Origin of the sequence: Clostridium vincentii, from assembly GCF_002995745.1 — a bacterium.
GTDB classification, from domain to species: Bacteria; Bacillota; Clostridia; order Clostridiales; family Clostridiaceae; genus Clostridium; species Clostridium vincentii.
The window spans coordinates 43,740-67,087 of record NZ_PVXQ01000002.1 but is presented as its reverse complement, the minus strand read 5'-3'; the positions used below and the strand labels follow the sequence as shown (position 1 = coordinate 67,087).

General features: G+C 31.5%; 16 protein-coding genes and 1 pseudogene. All 17 read right to left on the bottom strand.

Translation table 11 applies throughout. The features are described 5' to 3' along the window. Positions 1–40: 40 nt before the first annotated feature. Positions 41–754 carry an ABC transporter permease gene (locus CLVI_RS01170; RefSeq protein ID WP_106058282.1) on the bottom strand — a complete coding sequence of 238 codons (714 nt, stop codon included), beginning with the start codon at positions 752–754 and terminating at the stop codon, positions 41–43. Next, entirely contained in the window at positions 751–1,434 is a 684-nt protein-coding gene (locus tag CLVI_RS01165) for a fluoroquinolone export ABC transporter permease subunit (protein WP_106058281.1), read from the bottom strand. The genes CLVI_RS01170 and CLVI_RS01165 overlap by 4 nt, the downstream gene beginning before the upstream one ends. After that, complete coding sequence (locus CLVI_RS01160) at positions 1,431–2,276, bottom strand: ABC transporter ATP-binding protein (protein WP_106058377.1); 846 nt, start codon at positions 2,274–2,276, stop codon at positions 1,431–1,433. The genes CLVI_RS01165 and CLVI_RS01160 overlap by 4 nt, the downstream gene beginning before the upstream one ends. A 13-nt stretch (positions 2,277–2,289) precedes the next feature. Then, positions 2,290–2,721 (bottom strand): GGDEF domain-containing protein, encoded by a 432-nt coding sequence (locus CLVI_RS17765; protein ID WP_242980514.1) that lies wholly within the window; start codon positions 2,719–2,721, stop codon positions 2,290–2,292. Between the two features lie 450 nt (positions 2,722–3,171). Next, positions 3,172–4,119, bottom strand: a pseudogene (locus CLVI_RS17760) (cache domain-containing protein); the annotation flags it as partial. Between the two features lie 298 nt (positions 4,120–4,417). Next, positions 4,418–6,136, bottom strand: coding sequence for a hydroxylamine reductase (gene hcp / locus CLVI_RS01145; RefSeq protein WP_106058278.1), 1,719 nt, complete (start codon positions 6,134–6,136; stop codon positions 4,418–4,420). A 189-nt stretch (positions 6,137–6,325) separates the two neighbouring features. Then, positions 6,326–7,693: a 23S rRNA (uracil(1939)-C(5))-methyltransferase RlmD gene (gene rlmD, locus CLVI_RS01140; RefSeq protein WP_106058277.1), complete on the bottom strand. Its 1,368-nt coding sequence runs from the start codon at positions 7,691–7,693 to the stop codon at positions 6,326–6,328. A 193-nt stretch (positions 7,694–7,886) separates the two neighbouring features. After that, a complete protein-coding gene (locus CLVI_RS01135) occupies positions 7,887–9,287 on the bottom strand; it encodes a glycoside hydrolase family 1 protein (protein WP_106058276.1) in 1,401 nt (466 codons plus the stop codon). Between the two features lie 269 nt (positions 9,288–9,556). Continuing rightward, positions 9,557–10,264, bottom strand: coding sequence for a GntR family transcriptional regulator (locus CLVI_RS01130; protein ID WP_106058275.1), 708 nt, complete (start codon positions 10,262–10,264; stop codon positions 9,557–9,559). Between the two features lie 216 nt (positions 10,265–10,480). Beyond that, entirely contained in the window at positions 10,481–11,899 is a 1,419-nt protein-coding gene (gene pyk, locus CLVI_RS01125) for a pyruvate kinase (protein ID WP_106058274.1), read from the bottom strand. Positions 11,900–11,965: 66 nt separating this feature from the next. After that, positions 11,966–12,925 (bottom strand): 6-phosphofructokinase, encoded by a 960-nt coding sequence (pfkA, locus tag CLVI_RS01120; protein ID WP_106058273.1) that lies wholly within the window; start codon positions 12,923–12,925, stop codon positions 11,966–11,968. Positions 12,926–13,341: 416 nt separating this feature from the next. Further along, on the bottom strand, positions 13,342–16,920 hold the full coding sequence (locus CLVI_RS01115; protein WP_106058272.1) for a DNA polymerase III subunit alpha: 3,579 nt from the start codon (positions 16,918–16,920) through the stop codon (positions 13,342–13,344). Positions 16,921–16,932: 12 nt separating this feature from the next. Beyond that, positions 16,933–17,880: a DNA-binding protein WhiA gene (gene whiA, locus CLVI_RS01110; RefSeq protein ID WP_106058271.1), complete on the bottom strand. Its 948-nt coding sequence runs from the start codon at positions 17,878–17,880 to the stop codon at positions 16,933–16,935. Between the two features lie 142 nt (positions 17,881–18,022). Next, entirely contained in the window at positions 18,023–19,363 is a 1,341-nt protein-coding gene (locus CLVI_RS01105; protein ID WP_106058270.1) for a gluconeogenesis factor YvcK family protein, read from the bottom strand. After that, positions 19,360–20,238: an RNase adapter RapZ gene (rapZ, locus tag CLVI_RS01100; RefSeq protein WP_106058269.1), complete on the bottom strand. Its 879-nt coding sequence runs from the start codon at positions 20,236–20,238 to the stop codon at positions 19,360–19,362. The genes CLVI_RS01105 and rapZ overlap by 4 nt, the downstream gene beginning before the upstream one ends. A gap of 140 nt (positions 20,239–20,378) precedes the next feature. Beyond that, positions 20,379–21,296, bottom strand: a complete 918-nt coding sequence (murB, locus tag CLVI_RS01095; RefSeq protein ID WP_106058268.1) for a UDP-N-acetylmuramate dehydrogenase — start codon at positions 21,294–21,296, stop codon at positions 20,379–20,381. Positions 21,297–21,427: 131 nt separating this feature from the next. After that, a complete protein-coding gene (gene uvrC / locus CLVI_RS01090; protein ID WP_106058376.1) occupies positions 21,428–23,290 on the bottom strand; it encodes an excinuclease ABC subunit UvrC in 1,863 nt (620 codons plus the stop codon). Positions 23,291–23,348: the final 58 nt, after the last annotated feature.

Here is a 23,348-nt window from a genome sequence, read left to right as displayed (position 1 = left end):
ATTGTACCTGCAAAATTACTAACTGTCTAAAATAAAAATATTAAGATAATTTCTTCAAAAATAATTTCAATAAAACAAATATCCAAAAAGCAGATTCAAATAAGGTAATAGCCATATAAATAATACTACCGGTCATTGCAAATTTAGCCATCCAAAAAGTTGGTAGTATAGAAAGGATATATTGATTATTTCCTATTAAAAAAAAAGGCCCAAATGCACCCATAATCAAAAAACCAGAAAGTTTGCTTACAGCCATACCTTCCACCTTATTTGTGGCAAGAGCAACTATCATAAATGCAATAAGCATTCCAATAATTGAGGCAAGGACCGCAATTTCAATAATCATGAAAAACGACATCTCTGTAAGGGAAAATATTGAAAGAATAATCATTGTAATAATCATTGACATAAGTGTTGGAATTCCAAACCTAGATATTAAATATCCTCTCTTTCCAAGAGGAGTCAAAAACATATATCCTGAAATATTGTCATCTATTTCGCCCAACACTATCATGGCTGATACGAAACAGAACAGCATAGAGGCCAAAACTGCCATCATTAAATCAAAAATCAAATAATAAGGTGTAATAATTTCTGCTTTTCCAAAATATCCTGTTACTATTTCCTCAATAACTGGGATTCCAAAATATATTACTGCTCCACAAAGAAAAGGTGCAAAACATATAATAACCAGCATAGCATCTGATGCCATTTGTTGTAATAGTTGCTTGAAAGATATCCATACTGCTTTCATAATTTAACCCCTCCCACACTACGGAACATTTTTTTAACTACTTTTACCGTAAAAATCATCAATAGAACAAGCCATCCTGCTAAAACTACTATATTTATGAGTATATAAGAAAAGTCTCCATTTATCATACATATTAATGAAGTCCCTGGGTGTAGTAACAGCCAATCATTCCCGTATCCAAAAATATATGCAATAGGGGGAATGAAGCATATTATTTCAAATGGTAATGTAGCAATTATAAATTGATTCAAACTATTGATCTTAGTAGAAATAATAAGTCCTATCATAGTAAATAATGCAGAGCCAAAAAATGTGGCTAAGGTCAATATAAAATAGTTACCCATTCCTCCTGCCAGTGCAATAGCTAAAGCTACTATGGAGGAAATACTACCAATGGATATTACTTTGCTAAGTATATACTCAGATACCTTTACGGGTGATACTGCAATAGAATTTAATACTCTCTGACTCTTTTCAAGTAGCACAATCGCTCCCATAAAAAACATTCCCATAGCTGCAGGGTCTGAAAATATCATTACTGTAGCAGCCTTTTCTCTCCAGGTCTCTTTAAATATGGATAGAAGGCAAATATAAAAAACTACTAGCACTGAATATATAAAATAAAATCCATATTTCATTTGGAATTTTATATCTCCAATGATTAAATTCTTAAGTCTCATTGCAACACTCTCCCAGTCACATCCATGAAAATATCATTTAAATTAGGTTCACTGCTATGAATAGACGTAATTCTATTTTCTAGCAGTAGTTTTTTAAGCATAATGTCATTACAAGTATCTTCTAACAGGCACTCCCCTTGCTTCTCTCCATTTTCCATATAGGTATAATATATTTTAGATGCACCCTTTCTCATAATCAAATTGTGAGGTGTATCTAACGCCTTCACTTTTCCATCCACAATAAAAGCCACTCTATCACACAGTTCTGTGGCATCCTCCATATTATGAGTTGTTAAAATAATTGTTGTTCCCTTTTTCTTCTCTTCCAAAATAATATCTTTTAACTTTCGGTTATTTGTAGGATCCAATCCACTGGTAGGTTCATCTAAAAACAAAATATTTGGTTCATGGAGCAATGACTTTATAAAATTTAGTCTAGATTTCATTCCCTTAGAATATGCAGATACCTTTTTATCTGAATCATTTTGTAGTCCAACTCTTTCAAGTAATTCATCAATAGATCTATCTCTCTTTTTATACAAAGATCCAAAGAACTCCAAATTCTGCTTGGCTGTAAGTTTTTCATACAAGCTTGGAAACTCAAAATCCACGCCAATTTTCTCATAAAAACTATTATCATGCTTTTTGCTTTCCATACCATTCACAACTGCACTTCCACTGTAGGAAGTTAATAATCCTGTTAGTACCTTCTGAAGTGTACTTTTCCCTGCTCCAGAAGGCCCAAGGAATCCAAATATTTCTCCCTTTTCTACTTGGAAATTAATATTTTCAAGAAACGGTTTATCCGTATAGCTAAATGCCAAATCTTCAACTTTAATCACCATTTTCCCTCCACTATTTTTGAATCCTATTTCGTCCTTTTCTTTTTGCTTCATATAATTTATCATCTGCCAACTTAACCATTTCAATAGCAGTTTGAGAACAATATTCAACAATTCCACCGCTAATTGTTACAGATAATCCTTTTTCTTTAAACTTCATATCAATAATTTTTTTTCTGATTCCTTCCACAATATTATATCCTGTTTCCATGTCTGCATTAGTAATAATCGCAATAAACTCTTCCCCTCCATATCGACCAACAATATCAACTTCTCTAATCTGTTCTTTTAATATACTTGCAATCCTAGTGAGAACCTGGTCACCGCATTGATGTCCATAATTATCATTTATATTCTTGAAATAATCAATGTCAAACATGATAATGCATATTTTTTCATTATCCTCGATTGCTTTGATAATCTCATTTTCCAATCTTTCAAACATGTATTTATGATTATACATCTGAGTAAGTCCATCCATGTTTAGTAGATTCCTTAATTCCAAAGTTTTTTCATCCAATTTTTTATCAATATTTGAATTTAACTCTTCTAACTCCTTCGACCCTTCCTGAACACGAACATTAAGTTCATTATTCATCCTCCTTATCGCTTTCTCTATCCTGTCTCTCTCATTAATCATTAAGTTTATTGCAATTCCCAAATCTTTAAATTCAGAATATCCCACTTTTTGCTCATCTATTTTTATGTAATTCCACGAAGCATTATTTAGAAAATCAAAAAATATATCAAGACTTTTCTGTATTCTTTTTACAAAAGTCTTAGCTATAATAAAGGCCATTAACATTACTAATACCACTATTCCAACAATATTTTTAATCCTATTCATTACTTCTTCTTTCATTTTACTTTCATTCTCTTGTATAGTATTTACAAGTTCATCAAACTGTACGCCTGAACCTATTACCCAATTCCATTCTGGTACCGCTCTTACAAAAGTCATTTTTTGAAAAACATCTGTTGTATCTGGTGTTTTCCAATAATGTGTCATAAATCCCCCATCCTGTGAATTTTTTGCGATAGTAATTTGTTCCTGTATTATTTTCGTTCCGTTTTTATCCTCTAAATCCCAAATGTTTTTATCCACGTACTCTTTATACACACCATTGCAAAGCTCAACCCCATCAAAATTATCAATAAATATGTAATTATCATTTTCACTACCAAATCTAATTACATCAACCCTATCTAAAATTTCTTGCTGTATATCCTTTTCCACATCATCTACGTACTCTCCAGTTCCTATATACCAGTTATATTTCTCAAATTTTTTCACAAAGGTAATCTTTTTATATCCTTCATTATCATTATAATTAGGATTTATCCAGTATCCTGTTGTGTACCCTTCACCTTGCTCATTCACTAAATTTATCTCATCTTGTAAGGCATAATTTCCTTTAGCATCTTTAAGCTCCAAGATATTACTTCCTTCACTTTCAGGCATAACTGGATATAATATTACATCACCTTCTAAGGTATCCATGAAATAATATCCTCTTCCATTATTGAAGCGTATATCTCTTAGAGTATCTGTAATTAATTTTTGAATTTCTTGCTTGTTTTTCGTATCTTTATTTTGATTCTAAATATTCATGGCAATATCATAAGCCTCATAAGTCCTGTTTTTTACGTTTTCCTTTAATCTATCTTCTGCCTGTACTCTCATATATTGAATATAATCAATCTGACTATTTACTTCATTTTTAATAATAGTTTGTTGATTACTAATAAATTCTTTTTCTTCTTTCTTGGATTCCTGACTAAAATTAGTATACTCACTATGAATCCACAAATATCCTAATATTCCTGCAGTTATTACTATCATAAATATAAGCTGAAAATAAACTGCTTTCCTAAAACTTCGCACTCGTTTTATATGCATTCTATGAAACCCCCAGATTTTTATCTTAACTACTCTCTTTTTCTTACATAATTATACCATTCATTTCCTTAAATCCAAACTTTAACATAATTTTTTATGAAATATTCTACTATTCTAGGGTCTTTTCAATAGTATTTCTGTTGAATCTGCAATAGCATGCTACCTTCTTTTGTATTTGTTAAATCTTACATCAAAAAGGACTAAGCAAATCTTGCTTAATCCTTTTATCTATTCCTAAGTATTAGTTTTCCATGAACATCTTGATGTCATCATCTGCATTAGTTATTCCTGCAATACCGAAGTTATCAACCAATACTTTCACTATGTTTGGTGATAAAAATGCTGGTAGTGTTGGCCCTAAATGAATTTTCTTAACACCTAAATGTAATAATGCAAGTAATACTATAACTGCCTTTTGCTCGTACCATGCAATATTATAAGAAATCGGAAGGTCATTTATATTATCTAATTCAAACACTTCTTTTAGCTTAAGTGCTATTACTACTAATGAATATGAATCATTACATTGACCAGCATCTAGTACTCTTGGAATTCCACCAATATTGCCTAAATCTAATTTGTTATATTTATATTTTGCACAGCCTGCTGTAAGTATAACTGCATCCTTTGGTAATTTCTCAGCAAATTCTGTGTAGTAATCTCTGCTCTTCATTCTTCCATCACAGCCTGCCATTACAAAAAATCTCTTTATTGCTCCAGTTTTAACTGCATCTACAATCTTATCTGCAAGAGCTATTACTTGATTATGAGCAAAACCTCCTACTATTTCACCTTTTTCAATTTCCTTAGGTGCTGCACATTGTTTAGCCTGGTTAATTATTATAGAAAAATCTTTTGATTCTCCATTTCTTCCATTTACTATATGCTTAACGCCTTCAAACCCGGTTACTCCTGTAGTGTATAATCTATCTTTATAAGAATCTCTTGGAGTTACAATACAGTTTGTAGTCATAAGTATCGGTCCGTTAAAACTTTGGAATTCTTCATTTTGCTTCCACCATGCATTTCCGTAATTACCTACTAAATGCTTGTACTTTTTAAATGCAGGATAGTAGTTAGCTGGAAGCATTTCGCTATGAGTATACACGTCTACCCCAGTCCCTTCTGTCTGCTTTAATAACTCTTCTATATCCTTTAAATCATGTCCACTAATTAATATAGCAGGATTGTTTTTAACTCCTATATTAACTTTTGTTATTTCAGGATTTCCGTAACTAGAAGTATTAGCCTTGTCTAGTAATGCCATGGCATCAACACCAAACTTACCACATTCAAGTACTAACGCTACAAGTTCATCTGCGCCTAAACTATCATCTAAAGTAGCTGCTAATCCTTTTTGAGTAAATGCATGAATTCCTTCTTCATCATATCCAAGATTATTAGCATGCTTAACATATGCTGCCATACCCTTAAGTCCATAAGTTAATAATTCTCTTAATGATCTTATGTCCTCATTCTCTGTTGCAAGTACTCCAACTTTCCCTGCTTTTTCATTAAAAGCTTTTATATCGTTAGAAAACCAAATTGCTGCATCAGGTAAGTTTAATTCCTCTTCCTTCTTTAATCCAAATGTATTAAATATTTTTTTAAGCCAATTAGAATTCTCATCTTTATTGCTTAACTTAACATTAGCTTTGAGAAGTGCTTGTTTTACTTCTTCCCTTAAGCTTAAGCCTTTTCTTATTCTTTCAATAAACACATTTTTATCAAAATTTGCATTAGTTATAGTTGCAAATAAACTTTCCATTATAAAATTATCTACTTCCTTATTAACTATCCCATTCTCTCTAGCCTTTACACTGAATATAGATATTCCTTTAGTTATATAAATTAGTAAATCCTGAGCCTTTGCAAGATCTTCAGTCTTACCACACATTCCCTTTACAGTACAGCCTTTACAGTTTGCTGCTTCTTGACATTGATAACAAAACATAGACATATAATTAATCCTCCCTTTTTTACTTTTGTAAGCACTATATGTGCTTCTCTATGAGATTATTATACTAATCTATAATTATATTTTCAGTAACATATGTTACTGAATCAAAAAAAACAGAAACATTTTTAAATGTTTCTGTTTTTATTAACTAATATGATTGATTAGTTGATTTTTTGACCCAATGCTTATTTATATCATTTGTTTTAACTTCACAACACATTCTATATGGGAAGTTTGCCCAAACATGTCAATAGGTTGGGCTTCAATAGTCTTATACCCGTAACCTTGAAGAATCTTCAAGTCTCTAGCCAAAGTGCTAGGATCACATGAAACATAAACAATTGTCTTAGGTTTTGTTTGTCCTATAGCGTCAAGTAATTTAATATCACAGCCTTTACGAGGTGGATCAACAACAATAACATCAGCTTTAATTCCCTTCTTAATTAGGGCAGGAATAACTTCTTCAGCTTTACCCACAGCAAATTTAACATTATCCACATTATTAATTTTAGCATTTTCCTTTGCGTTGTAAATTGCTTCGTCTATTACTTCAACTCCATAAACTATTTTTGCTTTCTTTGATAAAAACAAGGTAATTGACCCCGTTCCACAATAAACATCAAAAACAGTCTCTTCTCCAGTTAAATCTGCAAATTCTAATACTTTATTATAAAGAACCTTAGTTTGCATAGGATTTATCTGAAAAAATGATCCTGGTGAAATATAAAATCTAAATCCACCTATGTAATCTTGAATAGTATCTCCACCATAAAGAGTTATATTTTTATCTCCTAAAATAACATTTGTTTCCTTAGGATTAACATTAAGCATTATACTCTTAATTCCCTCTATAGAACTAACAATAAGCTCTTTAAACTCCTCTATGAAGGGTACATCCTTAGTAGTCGCAACTAAGACTACCATTACTTCCCCTGTTTTAAAACCTTTTCTAATCATTATATGCCTAAGTATCCCTTTAGGATTAAATACTCCATCAATAGTCGAAGGTTCAATATGATTTTTATTTATCCATTTTCTAGTTAATGAAGAAACCTTATCTGCCACTTCATCCTGTATTAGACAATTCTTTATATTAATTATGTTATGGCTTCTTGCAGCATAAAATCCTACTACTACCTCTCCATTGACTTTTCCTATTGGTAATTGCACTTTATTCCTGTATCTATACGGATTCTCCATTCCTAATGGATCCTTAACTATATCCTCAGACAATCCCCCTATCTTAGATAAGCAATCCTTAACTCTTCCCAATTTAAAAGAAAGCTGCTTTTTGTAACTCATATGTTGGATTGAACATCCACCACATTGTTTAAAGTTCACACATTTTGGCTCAACTCTATCCTCTACTGTTTCAATAATCTCAACGATTTTACCATATCCATAGGTTTTCTTTGTTTTTACTATTTTAACCTTAACTTTTTCTCCAGTTAAAGCGCCCTCTATAAAAATTGGATAGCCTTCTACTTTCGCTATTCCTTCTCCTTCATATCCTTCATTGATTACATTTAAAACATATTCTTTATTCTTTTCAACCAATTTAAACACACCCTCTATTATTATACTTCAATAAATTATATCATAATATCAATGCCATTTGTGGGCAAAAAAAATGCACCCTTTCGGATGCAAATATCGAATCAGTTGCCAATTAATTCCATGTACTAATTATACCTTATTTTAGAATATTTTATACAATAATATCAAAAAAATTAATTGTAATTTTTTTATTTTAAAGATTTTCTCCTCTATTTTCAATAACACCTTTGTACCAATTAAAAGAGTATTTTTTCTTTCTAGCAAGATTATTATCGTGGTCTACATAGATAAACCCATATTGCTTTTTATATCCATTTAGCCAGCTTAACAAGTCTATTACAGACCAAGCATAATAACCCTTAATGTTTATCCCTTGTCTAATTGCTTCCTTGCACGCCTTTAAATGTTCCTCTATAAATTCAGTTCGTGCAGTATCCATTATTTCTTCTCCAACAATTGGATCTATATCTCCTAATCCATTTTCAGTAACATAAAGCTTGATGTCTCCATATCTTTCCTTAAGCATCTTAGTTCCCTCTACAAAAGCTTCAGCTGAAATCTCCCATCCCCATTTTGTATACTTCTTATCAAGCAAAACAACCGTTTTGAAATATCCATCAAAGTATGCCCCACCTGCCGCTCCTGTTGCACTTGCTTTTTCCTTTGAATCCACATCAAAATTTCTAGCTACTCTCATTGGTTGATAGTAGTTCAATCCTATAAAATCATTCTTTTCACAGTTTCTTTTAAGAATATCCATCTCTTCCTCAGTAGTCTCTGGGAATACTCCTCTTTCCTTAAGTTGATTTGAAACATATTCAGGGTATTCTCCCTTTAATACTGGATCATAGAACAAATATAGTTCATAGTTATTTGCATGGTTTGCTGCATCAATATTATCTAGATTGTCATCTATGCTGAATGCCGGAGTAAATACATTAGTTATTCCTATTTCTCCATACTGCTTTAATTCTTTGTATATTTCTACTGATTTAGCATGTGCAACTAATACATTGTGTATTGCTTGGAAATATTTCTTTTGATCATTTTCGATTGCTGGTGGATGTGCCCCCTGAATATATCCTAATTTAGTGAAAACAACTGTTTCATTGAATGTAATCCAATGTTTTACCCTATCTCCGAAAGCTTTAAAACAGATTTCTGCATAAGCTGTAAATGCATCTATTGTATTCTTGTTTATCCATCCTCCATACAATTCTAAAGCTTCTGGAAGATCCCAATGATATAGGGTCACAAAAGGGACTATTCCATATTTTAAACATTCATCAATTATATTATTATAAAATTTAATTCCAGCCTGATTAACTTCGCCTTGTCCATTTGGAAAAATCCTACACCAAGAGATAGAAAATCTATACGATTCTAATCCCATTTCAGCCATTAATTTTATGTCTTCTTTATATCTATGATAATGATCTATAGCAACGTCTCCATTGGTTGCTTCAAAAGTTTTTCCAGGCATTTTTGAAAACACGTCCCAATTTGATATACCTTTCCCATCCTTATTATATGCTCCTTCAATTTGATATGCAGCAGACGCCGCTCCGAATAAAAAATCATTTGGAAACTTCATTTATCTTCCCCCTTAAATATATTTCGGTATTTTTTATATTGGTATCTATACTTTTAATTCATCCGCACTATTATATGTTATCCTATCTTATTCCTTTTGTAAACTAACAATTAAAGTTATTTTTAACTCTTTTAGACATTATTCTTATAATTTTCGCATATTTAAAAAATAGTTATCTATAAAATAAAAAAAGTACGAGATTGCTATATAAAAGCATCTCGTACTCTGTTAAAAGTGTTATCAGTATAACATCTTTAATAATTTTTTTCTCACTTATAGTTAGATAAACTTAATAATTTTGCAAATTTATAATTATATATAACCTTAGACGTATCGAAAACTAGTCCATTTGTTAAGAAAACTGTATCTTCTATTACAAGAGATCCGTCTCCCTCTTTTAATCCTAACAGCTTACTATGTTCAAGCGTTAACGGTTCACAATATATTATTTTATCTGCAAACCCTATATTTAACTTCAAGCTTTCAGAAATATATGAGTATATTGATTCTTCAACTATTTCTGTGTTTAAATATGGTATTATTTCTTTATTATAATATGAATATTCCACAGTATAGGCATCATTATCTAGATACCTTAATCGCTTTATAAAATATAAGTCTGTTCCTTCATTGCACTTCATTTTTTCAGATATTTCTCTGTCAGACTTAATAACTTTTAATTCGAGTACCTTTGTTTTGATTTTATTCTTTATAAAATCTCCACTTAACCCTCTCATATACTGTATATTTATGAATCCGTCTTTTTTAGTTTCTCTAATGAAAATCCCACTACCTTGGACTTGATAAACTTCTCCTTTATCCACTAATGTATTAATAGCCTGTCGTATTGTACTTCGGCTTACCTTATATATCTCCATTAATTCCTCAACGGTTGGGAGTTTTTTAGTATTATCATACTTTCCTTCAATTATATTTTCTTCAATTTTTTTTGCAATAATTTTATACTTTACTTCCATCTATGTTGTACTCCTTCTAATTAACTTGTAAATATATTTAGACTCTCTACATAATTGCTATTATAACATATAATATCAATTAAACAGAGAATCCAAATATTCTTGATAACATTAGGTCCATGTATACCACTCTTGAACTTGAATTTCTTAATATTTTTTAGAATTAAAAAAAGTCCTCCTGATTTCTCAGAAGGACTTAAATTATGTTATGTTATATTATTCAACTATACTAAACTTCATTAAGTTAGTTGATCCGATTTTATCAACTGGAACTCCAGCAGCTATAACTACTACATCTCCATTTTGAACAAATCCGTTTTCTTTTGCTATTTTAACTGATTTTTCCATCATTTCATCAGTAGATTCCATTCTCTTAGCAACTAATGGATATACTCCCCATGAGAAACATAACTTCTTAGCTACATTTTCAGATGGAGTTATAGCTATAATTGGACAATCTGGTCTACATTGAGATAATCTCTTAGCAGTTGCACCACTTTGAGTTGATGAAATTATTGCTGTTGCTTGTAATTCAGCAGCTGAATTACATGTAGCTCTTGCAATAACTCCTGATTTAGCTGGTGTATGACTTTTAGCTGATGAAACTGCTAATTTATAATGTAATCTTTTTTCAGTTTCTGTAGCAATTTTAGCCATTGTTTGAACAGCTTCTACAGGATATGTACCGTTAGCACTTTCTCCAGATAACATTATTGCATCTGTACCATCTAATATAGCATTTGCAACGTCTGAAACTTCAGCTCTTGTTGGTCTTGGATTTCTTATCATTGAGTCAAGCATTTGTGTTGCAGTAACAACTGGCTTTCCTGCAGCATTACATTTTTCTATGATCATTTTTTGTACTGCTGGTACATTTTCTATTGGAATTTCAACTCCAAGATCTCCTCTTGCAACCATTATTGAATCTGATGCTTCTAATATAGAATCTAAATTATCTACACCTTCTTGATTTTCTATCTTTGAACAAATAAGTATCTCTTCTCCACCATTTGCTTTTAATAACTTTCTTATTGAGAAAACATCCTCAGCTTTTCTTATGAAAGAAGCCGCTATCATATTAACACCCATTTCACAACCAAATACAAGATCTGATTCATCCTTAGGAGTTAAAGCTGGAAGATTTATTGACACTCCTGGAACATTAACGCCCTTATGGCTTCCTACAAATCCTGTATTGTTAACTACACAGTGAACTTTATTTCCTTCTACTGATTTAACTGATAAACCAACTAGACCATCATCTATTAATATAGTATCTCCAGTCTTAACATCCTTTGCAAGGTCTGCATAAGTTACTGAACATTTAGTTTTATCTCCCATAACTTCTTCACCAGCATAGATTGTAAAATCTGCTCCAATTTGTAATTCAAGCTTGCTTGGTTCAAAATCTCCTGTTCTTATTTCTGGTCCCTTAGTATCAAGAATTATAGCTACTTGTTTATTTAATTTCTTAGATAATCTCTTAACTGATTCTATTCTTCCTCTATGTTCTTCATGGTCACCATGTGAAAAATTATGTCTTGAAGCATTCATTCCTGCCTCAATAATCTTTGATAAAATCTCATCAGTTTCACTAGCTGGTCCAACTGTACAAATCATTTTAGTTTTTCTCATTAAAAAATACACTCCTCTTATTTGTTTTATTAACTTAAATTTATAATAAATTAAAATTATAACTAATTATTTTGATAATACTACTGCGATGTCATATAGTTTTTGATCAAATTTTCTTTCAACTGCTAATGCTTCATCTATGTCATCATCAACCATCTTATTTTCTCTAATTCCTATAACTCTTGACGTCTTTCCTTCAAGTAAAACTTCAACAGCCTTTGCTCCTAATTTAGATGCTAATACTCTATCCGAACCACTTGGGCTACCACCTCTTTGAATATGACCTAATATTGTTGCTCTCGTTTCTATCCCTGTAACTTCTTCTATTTCCTTTGCAAGTTCAATAGCTCCACCAATACCCTCAGCTAAAACAACTAAGTTATGCATTCTACCTTGTGATTTTCCATCAAGTATAGTCCTGTATAATGCATTTTTATCAAATTCTAATTCTGGTAATAATATAGCTTCAGCTGCACCTGAAATACCTGCATATAGTGCTATATCTCCACAATTTCTTCCCATAACTTCTACTACAGAAACTCTTTCATGAGAAGTTGACGTATCTTTAATTTTATTAATTGCCTCAACTGCAGTGTTTAAAGCTGTATCAAATCCTATTGTATAATCTGTGTAGGCTAAATCATTATCAATTGTTCCTGGAATACCTACAGTCATAACTCCTAGGTCAGATAATAGTTTTGCTCCCATAAATGATCCGTCTCCGCCTATAACTATTAAAGCATCTATTCCATAAGCCTTAAGGATTTTAACGGCTCTTTTTCTAACTTCTTCTTGTTTGAATTCAAGGCATCTAGCTGTCATTAAAACAGTTCCACCTTTTTGAATTATATCAGCTACATATTCTTTATCCATTGGAAATATCTCACCGTTGATTAATCCACTATATCCTCTTTTTATTCCCATGACTTCTAATCCACTATTTATTGCTGTTCTTGTTATTGCTCTAATTGCAGCATTCATCCCTGGAGCGTCTCCTCCACTTGTTAAAATAGCTATTTTTTTCATTATTATTCCTCCTTATGCACCTCCGGGACTCTTAACGTCCCACGCATGTTAAACCTGTACTACTATTCATTGCCTTCTACCATTGTACAAAAATTACAAAGAATTATCAATGAAATTTACATATCCTTAACAACTTTTTTGTACTGCAATGTATTAATTTGTAGATTTTTCTCTACCTTTATTATACCCTAGCATTAATAATTATATAGATAATTATTAAATCTTTCACAATTTGATTATTGTAATAATTTTCATTTGCCTATTTATCATTTTTACCACATATAAAATATTGAATTATTTTTAAATACCCCTCTTAACTGAAAAATTATCAATTAATCTTATATTTAATTATATATTTTTTAAAATTAGATTTTCAGTGAGAGCTAATATTCATTATTCCCTCTCACTATAAATTTTCATCCTTCAACTAATTTTATATTATCTTTTCCATATTTATTCTTAAAAATATCCACAATTTCTTCATCTACAGTAATCCATCTATCTTTTTGCAATCTATAGTTTTGTTTCTTATCACCTGCAAATAGATAGATTGGGGTATTCCCTTCATGACCTATTATGAGATTTTTAAGTTCTAAATTTGCTTTTTTAGCTTCTATTTCATTTTCAACTCTAATATAAATCTTATCTCCATTTATCTTTTCAAGACCTTCTATACTCTCACAAATAAGTTTTGGAAGTTCATCCTCCTTAATGCTAACCCGGCCTCTTATTTTCACTAAAGAATCTGGCTCAATTAAATTTCTTAATTTATCTAAAGTCCTTGGAAAAACAATAACCTCAATGGATCCTGTTAAGTCTTCTAATACTAAAAATGCCATCATTGTATTGTTTCTAGTGACCTTTTGCTTTACATCTGTAAGGATTCCTCCCAGAATTACAGTATCATTATCATTTAAAGGTGCCCCTTCTGCTAAAATATCCTCTTCCATCTCTGAGGAAATACTTTCTAGTAGCATATTGTAAGATTTATAAATAATCTGGACAGTAGTTGATGTTTGAAGTTCTAGACTTCTTTTATATTCATCTAAAGGATGGCCAGATAAATATAATCCAGTCATTTCTTTTTCCATTGCTAATAGATTCTTTTTTGAAAATTCTTTAATGTTAGGAAACCCAATTTTAGGTAAATCTGCAGAATCTTCAGCTAATCCAAAAAGACTTATCTGACCATCTATGTTCCTCTTTCTATCATTGGATATTCCATCTATTAATTTTTCAAAGACCGCTAACAATTTCGACCTAAATATATTAAACTTGTCTAAAGCCCCAGCTTTAATTAGACTTTCAACTGCTCTCTTATTTACAGCTGAAACATCTATTTTATCAATAAAATCTTCTAATGAATTAAAGTCTTCTTTTTTTTCTCTAGCAGTAACTATGCTTTCTACAGCATTTGCTCCAACATTTTTTATAGCTGCTAATCCAAACCTTATGCTATTTCCTTTTACAGTAAATCTAGAATAGCTCTCATTTATATCAGGTGGTAACACTTGAATTCCTTCAGATTCTGCAAACTTTATGTAATTAGATACTTTTTCATTAATTCCCATAACTGAATTAAGCATTGCTGCTATGGTCTCCACAGGATAATATTTCATTAAATATGCAGTCTGATAGCCTACTACTGCATATGCTGCAGCATGACTCTTATTAAAGGCATAGGATGCAAAATCCATCATGGAATCAAATATCTTATTTGCTGCCTCTTCACTAATTCCATTCCTAATACATCCTGGAACCTCAACCTTTCCATTTTCATCTACTATTCCATGTATGAAATTTTTTCTTTCCTCTTCCATAACCTTATGTTTTTTCTTGGACATGGCTCTTCTAACTAAATCACTTCGGCCTAGTGAGTATCCACCAAGCTTCATAACTATTTCCATAACCTGCTCTTGATATACCATAACTCCATATGTTACATCTAATATGCTCTCAAGCTGTGGCGCAATATATTGAACTTTGCTAGGATTTCTTTTACACTCCACATACTTAGGAATTTCAGCCATAGGGCCCGGTCTATATAATGATATTCCTGCAATGATATCCTCAATATTATCAGGCTTTAGTTCCTTCATAAAGGAGGTCATTCCAGCTGATTCTAATTGGAATACCCCTGCTGTTTTACCTTCTCCGATCATTTTATAAACCTTTTTGTCATCAATATCTATTTTATCTAAATCTATATCTATGCCCCTATTCACCTTAACCATCTTGACTGCATCATTCATGACAGTAAGGGTTCTAAGTCCAAGGAAATCCATTTTTAAAAGTCCAAGTTCCTCTAGAGTTGTCATTCCAAATTGAGTTACTATCATTTCATCATTCTTTTGAAGCGGTACGTACTCAACTAAGGGTGTTGATGCTATAACAACACCAGCTGCGTGAGTTGATGCATGTCTTGGTAGTCCCTCTAAACTTTTACAAATTTCTATAAGGGCTTTAACTCTTACATCACTATCATAGGCAAGCTTCAACTCAGGATTAAGTTCTAATGCCTTATCTATAGTTATTCCAAGGACAGTAGGTATCATCTTAGAAATTCTATCCACCTCTGCATAACTATAGTTCATAGCTCTACCTACATCTCTAATACACATCCTTGGTGCCATTGTACCAAAGGTTATAATCTGTGAAACATTATCTGCACCATATTTTTCTACAACATAATCAATAACTTCTTGTCTTCTTTCATAACAAAAGTCAGAATCTATATCTGGCATACTGACCCTTTCAGGATTTAAAAACCTCTCAAAAATCAAACTATACTTTATTGGATCTATTTTAGTTATCCCTAAAGTAAATGCAACTATTGACCCCGCTGCTGAGCCTCTCCCCGGTCCTGTTGGAATGCCATTTTCATTCGAAAATCTAATAAAATCCCAAGTTATTAAGAAATAATCTACAAATCCCATTTGTTTGATTACCCCTAGCTCATATTCAAGCCTATCCACATATTCCTTAGCCTTGCTATCAGTTTTCGCAAATATTTCAATTTCTTCTATTTTAAATTCCTTATTCAAGAATTCTTCAAATACATCATATCTTTTAATTAGCCCACTATAACAAATATCCTGTAAGTACTTAAAAGGGTCAACATTCTCTTCTAATGGGAATTTAGGAAGCTTTGATTCATGAAATTTATAATCAAAATTACACTCATCAGCAATTTTTATCGTATTTTCTAGAGCTTCCGGTAAATAGGAAAACATATCCCACATTTCCTCTGGAGACTTTAAGTAAAACTGATCTGATGGGTATCTTCTTCTATTTTCATCCTCTATATTCTTCCCTGTTTGGATGCACATTAAAATATCATGTGCTTTTGAGTCCTCCTGAACTATATAATGCACATCATTTGTTGCAACTAAAGGTATTCCAGTCTCTCTAGACAACTTTATATTACCTTCATTTACCTTTCTTTGTTCCTCCATGCCATGATTTTGAATCTCTATGTAAAATCCATCCTTAAAAATATCCTTATACAATAAGGATATTTCCTTAGCCTTCTCATAGTCACCTTTTAGTTGATATTTTTGCACTTCTCCACCCAGGCAAGCACTTAAGGCTATAATGCCTTCACTATGAGCTCTTAAATATTCATGATCAACTCTTGGTTTATAATAAAATCCTCTGATTGAAGCCTGTGAAACAATTTTCATTAAATTTTGATATCCAACTTCGTTCTTCACTAAAAGCACTAAATGGTAGGTTTGATTTTCCTTATCTGGTTGCTTTATATCCATAGACTTACCTGCAACATAAACTTCACAACCTAATATAGGCTTAATTCCATTTTCCTTAGCTGCTTTATAAAAATCCACACATCCATACATAATTCCATGATCTGTAATAGCTATGCTTTCCATTCCAAGTTCCTTGGCCCTTTTTATAATCTTCGGAATTTTGCCTGATCCATCTAGTAGACTGTACTCTGTATGAAGATGAAGATGACAGAATTTTTTTTCTTCCATACTTCTTTCCTCCTACTCACTAGATCTTAATTCTTCTGCTATCTTTTCAATTTTCCTTAATCTATGGTTAACTCCTGATTTACCTATTAATGGGTCTAACATTTCTCCAAGCTCCTTTAGGGATTCATCAGGATAATTTAATCTAAGCTCTGCGATTTCTCTAAGATTTTTAGGTAGCCTTTGAAGTCCTATTTGGCTTCGAATAAGTTTAATGCTCTCAACTTGCCTGACGGAAGCATTTACTGTTTTTGAAAGGTTAGCAGTTTCACAATTAACAATTCTGTTAACATTATTTCTCATTTCCTTTATTATTCTTATATTTTCTAGTTGTAATAATGCTGAATGAGCTCCAATAATGTTTAATAAATCAACTATTTGCTCTCCTTCTTTTATGTAGATAATAAAGGAATTCTTTCTTTGAATGACCTTTGAATTTAAGCCAAAGCTATTTATAAGTTTACATAACTCTACTGCATAGTCTTCACTGTGGGTAACAAATTCAAGATGATATGTCTTTTCCGGATTACTAATGCTTCCTCCACCTAAAAACGCTCCTCTTACATAAGCCCGTCTTTCGCCTTCGCTCTTTACCATTTCATCATGAATTCCATAATCTAACCCCATTACTCCATCTACTTCAGTAAATATGCCAGTTTCTTGGAGTAATCCCCTAACTCCCATTTCTTCATCTATAACAACCATGTATATATTGTTTTTCTTTAATGAATTACTTTTCTTTACCATCAATTTGGAATGAATATTAAATTGTTTTTTCAACAAGGTAAATATTAATCTTGCACTTGCTGGATTCTCTGTTGTAATTCTAAACGATAACCCCTTACCACTAAATCCAATTGTTCCACTAACCTTCATTATTGCTGAAATCTCTGCCAGAGCTTCAGACCTGCTCATATCTGTATATCTACCTATTTCTCCTTTTACTTTAGCTGAAAACGACATAAGGACTCTCCTTTAATCTATAAATTATCTAAATTGAATTTCCCTTAATATAATATTTTATTATATCATAAAACCATTAATATAACGAATTAGCGCATGTATCAAAAGTGGCACTATCTCTATAGATAATGCCACGTAATTTCTATTTTTTTTCTTTCTTTTCTCTTCCCTTTATTCTTTGGGATAAGTACATGTATTCAATAATCTTCTTTTTATCATATAATAATTTTTTCTTCATTATGGTATCAATTAACACCTCTGCCAGACGTTCTGAATCATGTTTAACAATTTCATTCTCTACCTTAACAATATTTTCTTGAACTAAGTCAACTCCTAGGTCCTTAATTTCTTTTTCATCACTAGTAACTAAAATACAATTATTCTTTAAATACTTGTCCTTAAGTTCATCTGAAATGTCTCCTGAATTTGATATAACGCAATCCACTATATCTTTTCCACCATATTTTTTTAAAATCTTTAAGTGATCTGTGGTAGTAAAATTATCAGTTTCACCTGGCTGAGTCATTACATTACACACATAAATTTTCAACGCATCGCTTTTCCTGACAGCTAAACTTATTCTCTTCACAAGCAAATTAGAAATAACACTTGTATAAAGACTTCCCGGTCCCATTACAATAGCATCTGCTTCCTTTATTGCTTGCAGTGCTTCTTTTAAAGGCTGGGCATCTTCAGGTTCAATTGATAAATTGCTAATTATTGAATTTTGTTTAATTACTTCTTCTGGTATCTGCGATTCACCATAGACCTTATTACCATTTTCAAGCATGGCAACAAGCTGCATATCATCTAGAGTAACAGGTAGAACCATACCTGTTACAGCTAATACAGAACTCATTTTTTGTACGGCATCCTCAAAGTTATCTGATATTCCTGCCATAGCTGCTAAGAATAAATTCCCAAAGCTTTGATTTTTTAATCTTCCATCCTGAAATCTATACTGAAGCAAATCTTGCATCAAAGGTTCTGTATCTGCTAATGCCAATATACAGTTTCTTATATCACCGGGAGGTAATATCCCTAGATCTTCCCTCAAGTCGCCTGAGCCTCCGCCATCATCACCAACCGTAACAACAGCAGTAATGTTAGAAGTATAATATTTCAATCCTCTAAGCATCGTAGAGAGGCCAGTCCCGCCTCCAATTACAACTATTTTAGGACCTTTAACTAAAAGTCTTTTTTCATAAATAAGGCTCTCTATCTTTTTACTATCAAAAGATATCTTTAAATATCCCTTGTTTATCATGACTATTATGGACTTCATTGCTTCTGTTACTGAAATATAAATTACAAATATTCCTGTTATATTTAGAAACACATAAAATATTTTATAATATATATCGTAAACCCTACGAGTTACTAATTCAGTGAATCCAAAAGCTATAAGTAAAACTCCTAGTATTCCAAATAGAATCCATCTTTTAACCTTAATACCTGCTTTTAGCCAATCCCTAAACTTCATAGCTTTTTAGCTCCTTTATTAAGGTCTTCATTTATGTCTCTATGTTCTATTTTCGAACTAAAACCTTCTTTCAACAACGTGTCATTAATTTGATTGGCAATTGCAACCGATCGATGCCTTCCCCCTGTACAGCCTATAGATACTATTAGTTGCCTCTTTCCTTCTTTTATGTAATTAGGAATTAGGAATTTCAACATATCATTAAATCTATAAATAAATGCTATTGTCTCCTCTTGTTCCATAACATACTTCTTAACTGGCTCATCATTACCGCAATATTTTTTTAATTCAGGTATATAAAAAGGATTTGGGATGAATCTTACATCAAATACTAAGTCTGAATCAACAGGAATTCCATACTTAAATCCGAAGCTTAACACTGTAACAGATAATTGTTTTTCAGGAACTATATCGTCTCCATAATATCCATTTATCTTTGCTCTTAAATCCTTTATTGCATACTTAGATGTATCAATAATGATATCTGCTCTATCCTTTATTTCCCTTAGCTTTTTCCTTTCAGAATCTATTCCAGTTAATACCCTTCCATTTGGTGATAATGGATGGCTTCTTCTACTTTCCTTGAATCTTTTTACTAATACTTCATCTGATGAATCAAGGAATAGTATTTCATATTGAAAAGCATTCTCTTTTAAGTATAGTAATGACTCAAATAAATCATCAAAGAATATTCCACCTCTTATATCCATTACCAATGCAGCCTTTTCTATATTGCCTCCGTTGCAAGCTTCTGAAAATTTAGGAATAAGCTTTGGGGGTAAATTATCTACGCAAAAATATCCTATATCTTCTAAGCTTTTAGTCGCTTCTGTTTTCCCAGCTCCTGATAATCCTGTTACTATGACGAATCTCACTAAACCTTCCTCCTTATGCTCCCTTTTTAATCTATAACTATATTATAACATATATTAGTTTTTATTAACCATGAATAGATATTTTGTTCTACTATACATGTTTATTTATACATTAAAAAAAGCATGCTTCCACATGCCTTCTATTGATCTTCTCCTAATACCCTTACTTCTGGATAGAGATCCACTCCAAATTGAGACTTTACACTTTCTTTGATATGGTCTATTAAATCTAGAATATCCTTAGCGGTAGCCCCTCCCTTATTAATAACAAATCCAGAATGTTTCTCTGAAACCATTGCCCCACCTATAGTAAATCCCTTTAATCCTGCATCTTGAATTAGCTTTCCAGCAAAATAACCTTCTGGCCTCTTAAACGTACTCCCTGCTGATGGGTATTCTAAAGGCTGTCTGTCTTCTCTTTTATTTGTAAGAAGATCTATTCTAGCTTGAATTTTTTCTTTATCTCCATATGATAAATCAAATACAGCACTTACAACTACAAAATCTTCTTCCATGACCTTAGAGGTTCTATATCCAAGTTCTAGCTCTTCCTTCGAAAATACTATGATTTCTCCCTCATTGTTTATAACTTCTGCCTCTTTAATTACATCTCTTATTTCACCATTATAAGCTCCTGCATTCATAAATACAGCTCCACCTACAGAACCAGGTATTCCACACGCAAATTCAAAGCCTGTTAATGATTCTTCTAAAGCTATATTGGATACATCTTTTAACAACACTCCGGTCTCTGCCTTAATTGAGTTTTTAGTTTTCTCTAACTTATTTAACTTAACTAACTTGATAACGACACCCCTAATGCCTCCATCTTTAACTAGTAAATTGGATCCATTCCCAATTATATAGTAAGGTATATAATTCTCTTTGCATATTTTCAAAGTTTTTCTAAGCTGCTCAATATCAGTTGGGGTTACTAATATATCTGTTGGGCCTCCAACTTTAAAATATATATGTTCACTCATTTCTTCATCTATCTTTATATCTTCTTCGTTATATATTCCTTTAAATAAATCTTTATATTTTAAATATTTATTCATAATTAACTCCTCAAATCTTTTTATAACTTTTTCAAAAAAGTCCATTTACATAGTATAAATTAAAACTATGTATTAAACAAGCCACAAATTTTTCTATCTTCTACTATAATATTACACAATTTAAAAAAAAGTTACTTTTCTTTAAAGTACCTAAAAATACTATCTGCACTTTTCCTGTCTATAGATAATGTGTCTAATAATTCCTCCATAGAAGCCTTCTTAATATTATCTACACTTCCAAACTTTTTAAGCAAGGAGATCCTTCTTTTTTCACCAACATTTGGTATATCATCAAGAATAGATTTTAAGGTTCTTTTATCTCTAATAGCCCTATGATAGGTTATTGCAAATCTATGTACTTCATCTTGAATTCTTCTAATAAGTTGCATTAAATTTGAGGTTCTATTAATTATTATTTCTTCATTATTAAAAATTATCCCTCTAGTTTGATGTTTATCATCCTTAACGAGCCCACAAACATCTATATGGATTTCTAGCAAACTTAACACTTCTAATGCAACGTTTACCTGCCCTTTTCCGCCATCCATCATTATTAAATCAGGAAAGCTAGAAAATTTCCCTTTAGAAAATTGCAGGTTTCTCGACTTAATTTCTTCAATTTCTCTTAAACCATGCTGAAATCTTCTTGTAAGTATCTCTCTCATGCTACTATAATCATCAGAACCTTTCACAGTTTTTATCTTGAATTTTCTGTAATCACTATTTTTAGCCTTTCCTTCTTCAAAAACTATCATTGATCCTACAGAATCTACTCCTTGAGTATTTGAAATATCATAAGCTTCTATTCTATAGGGAGCTTCTTCAAGTTTTAATTTATCCTGTAATTCTTGTAATGCTATTAAATTCCCCTCTTTTTCTTTAAGAATCTTATTTTTAAACTGCTCTAAAGCAAGTTTTGCATTACTCTTAACAAGTTCAAGTAAACTCTTTTTTTCTCCTTTTTGAGGTATTTTCAGCCATACCTTAGTCCCGCTTTTAATTGTCAGGAACTCTTCTAAGAGTTCTTTATCTTCTACAGATGGGACATAAATATTTTTCGAAATTTTTCCTATTCCAGAATAAAAACTACTAATAAATTGTGATATTATTTCGCCATCTAATTCTTCTGCACTATTTTCAACAATGAAATGTTCAGTTCCTGTAATCTTTCCTTCCCTCATGAAAAATAGCTGTATACATGTATCCTTTTCATCTTTATGAAGGTTTATAAAGTCTTCATCTCCCTCCACAACTTTAAATACCTTCTGCTTTTCAGATAAATTGTTTACAGCTAATATTTTGTCTCTTAAAATAGCTGCTTTTTCAAATGCTAATTCAGCAGAAGCATTTTTCATTTCTTCCTTTAATCCATTAATAACACTATTATCTTTACCATTTAATATATCTATAATCTCATCAGTTATCTTCCTATATTCCTCTTTAGAAATATATCCTCCACAAGGAGCGTTACATTTCTTGATATGATAATTTAAACACGGTCTTATAGGCTTCATTTGCTCTGTAATACTCATTCTACACGTTCTTATAGGAAATATTTTTCTAATAATATTCATAGTCTCGTAAACTGCTGCCACATTTGTATAGGGTCCAAAATATTTATTCCCATCCCTCACAAAAGTTCTTGTCATATAAACTCTAGGAAAATCCTCATTGGTTGTCACCTTAATAAATGGATAAAATTTATCATCCTTTAACGCAATATTATATCTTGGTCTATGCTTTTTTATTAGATTTCCTTCTAATATCAAAGCTTCCATCTCAGAATCTGTTATTATATATTCAAATTCCGATATATTTTTTACCATACTTTTTACTTTTTCTGTATGGTTTTTAGAATTTTGAAAGTACTGTCTAACTCTATTTTTAAGAATCTTTGCTTTTCCAACATATATAATTTCTCCAAGAGAGTTCTTCATTAAATAAACTCCTGGTTTCTCTGGTAATATCTTTAATTGGTACTCAAAATCAAATATTTTCTCCACCTCCTTAAGTTTAACAAGCTTTTAATAAAAATCCTTATAAAAACGCATG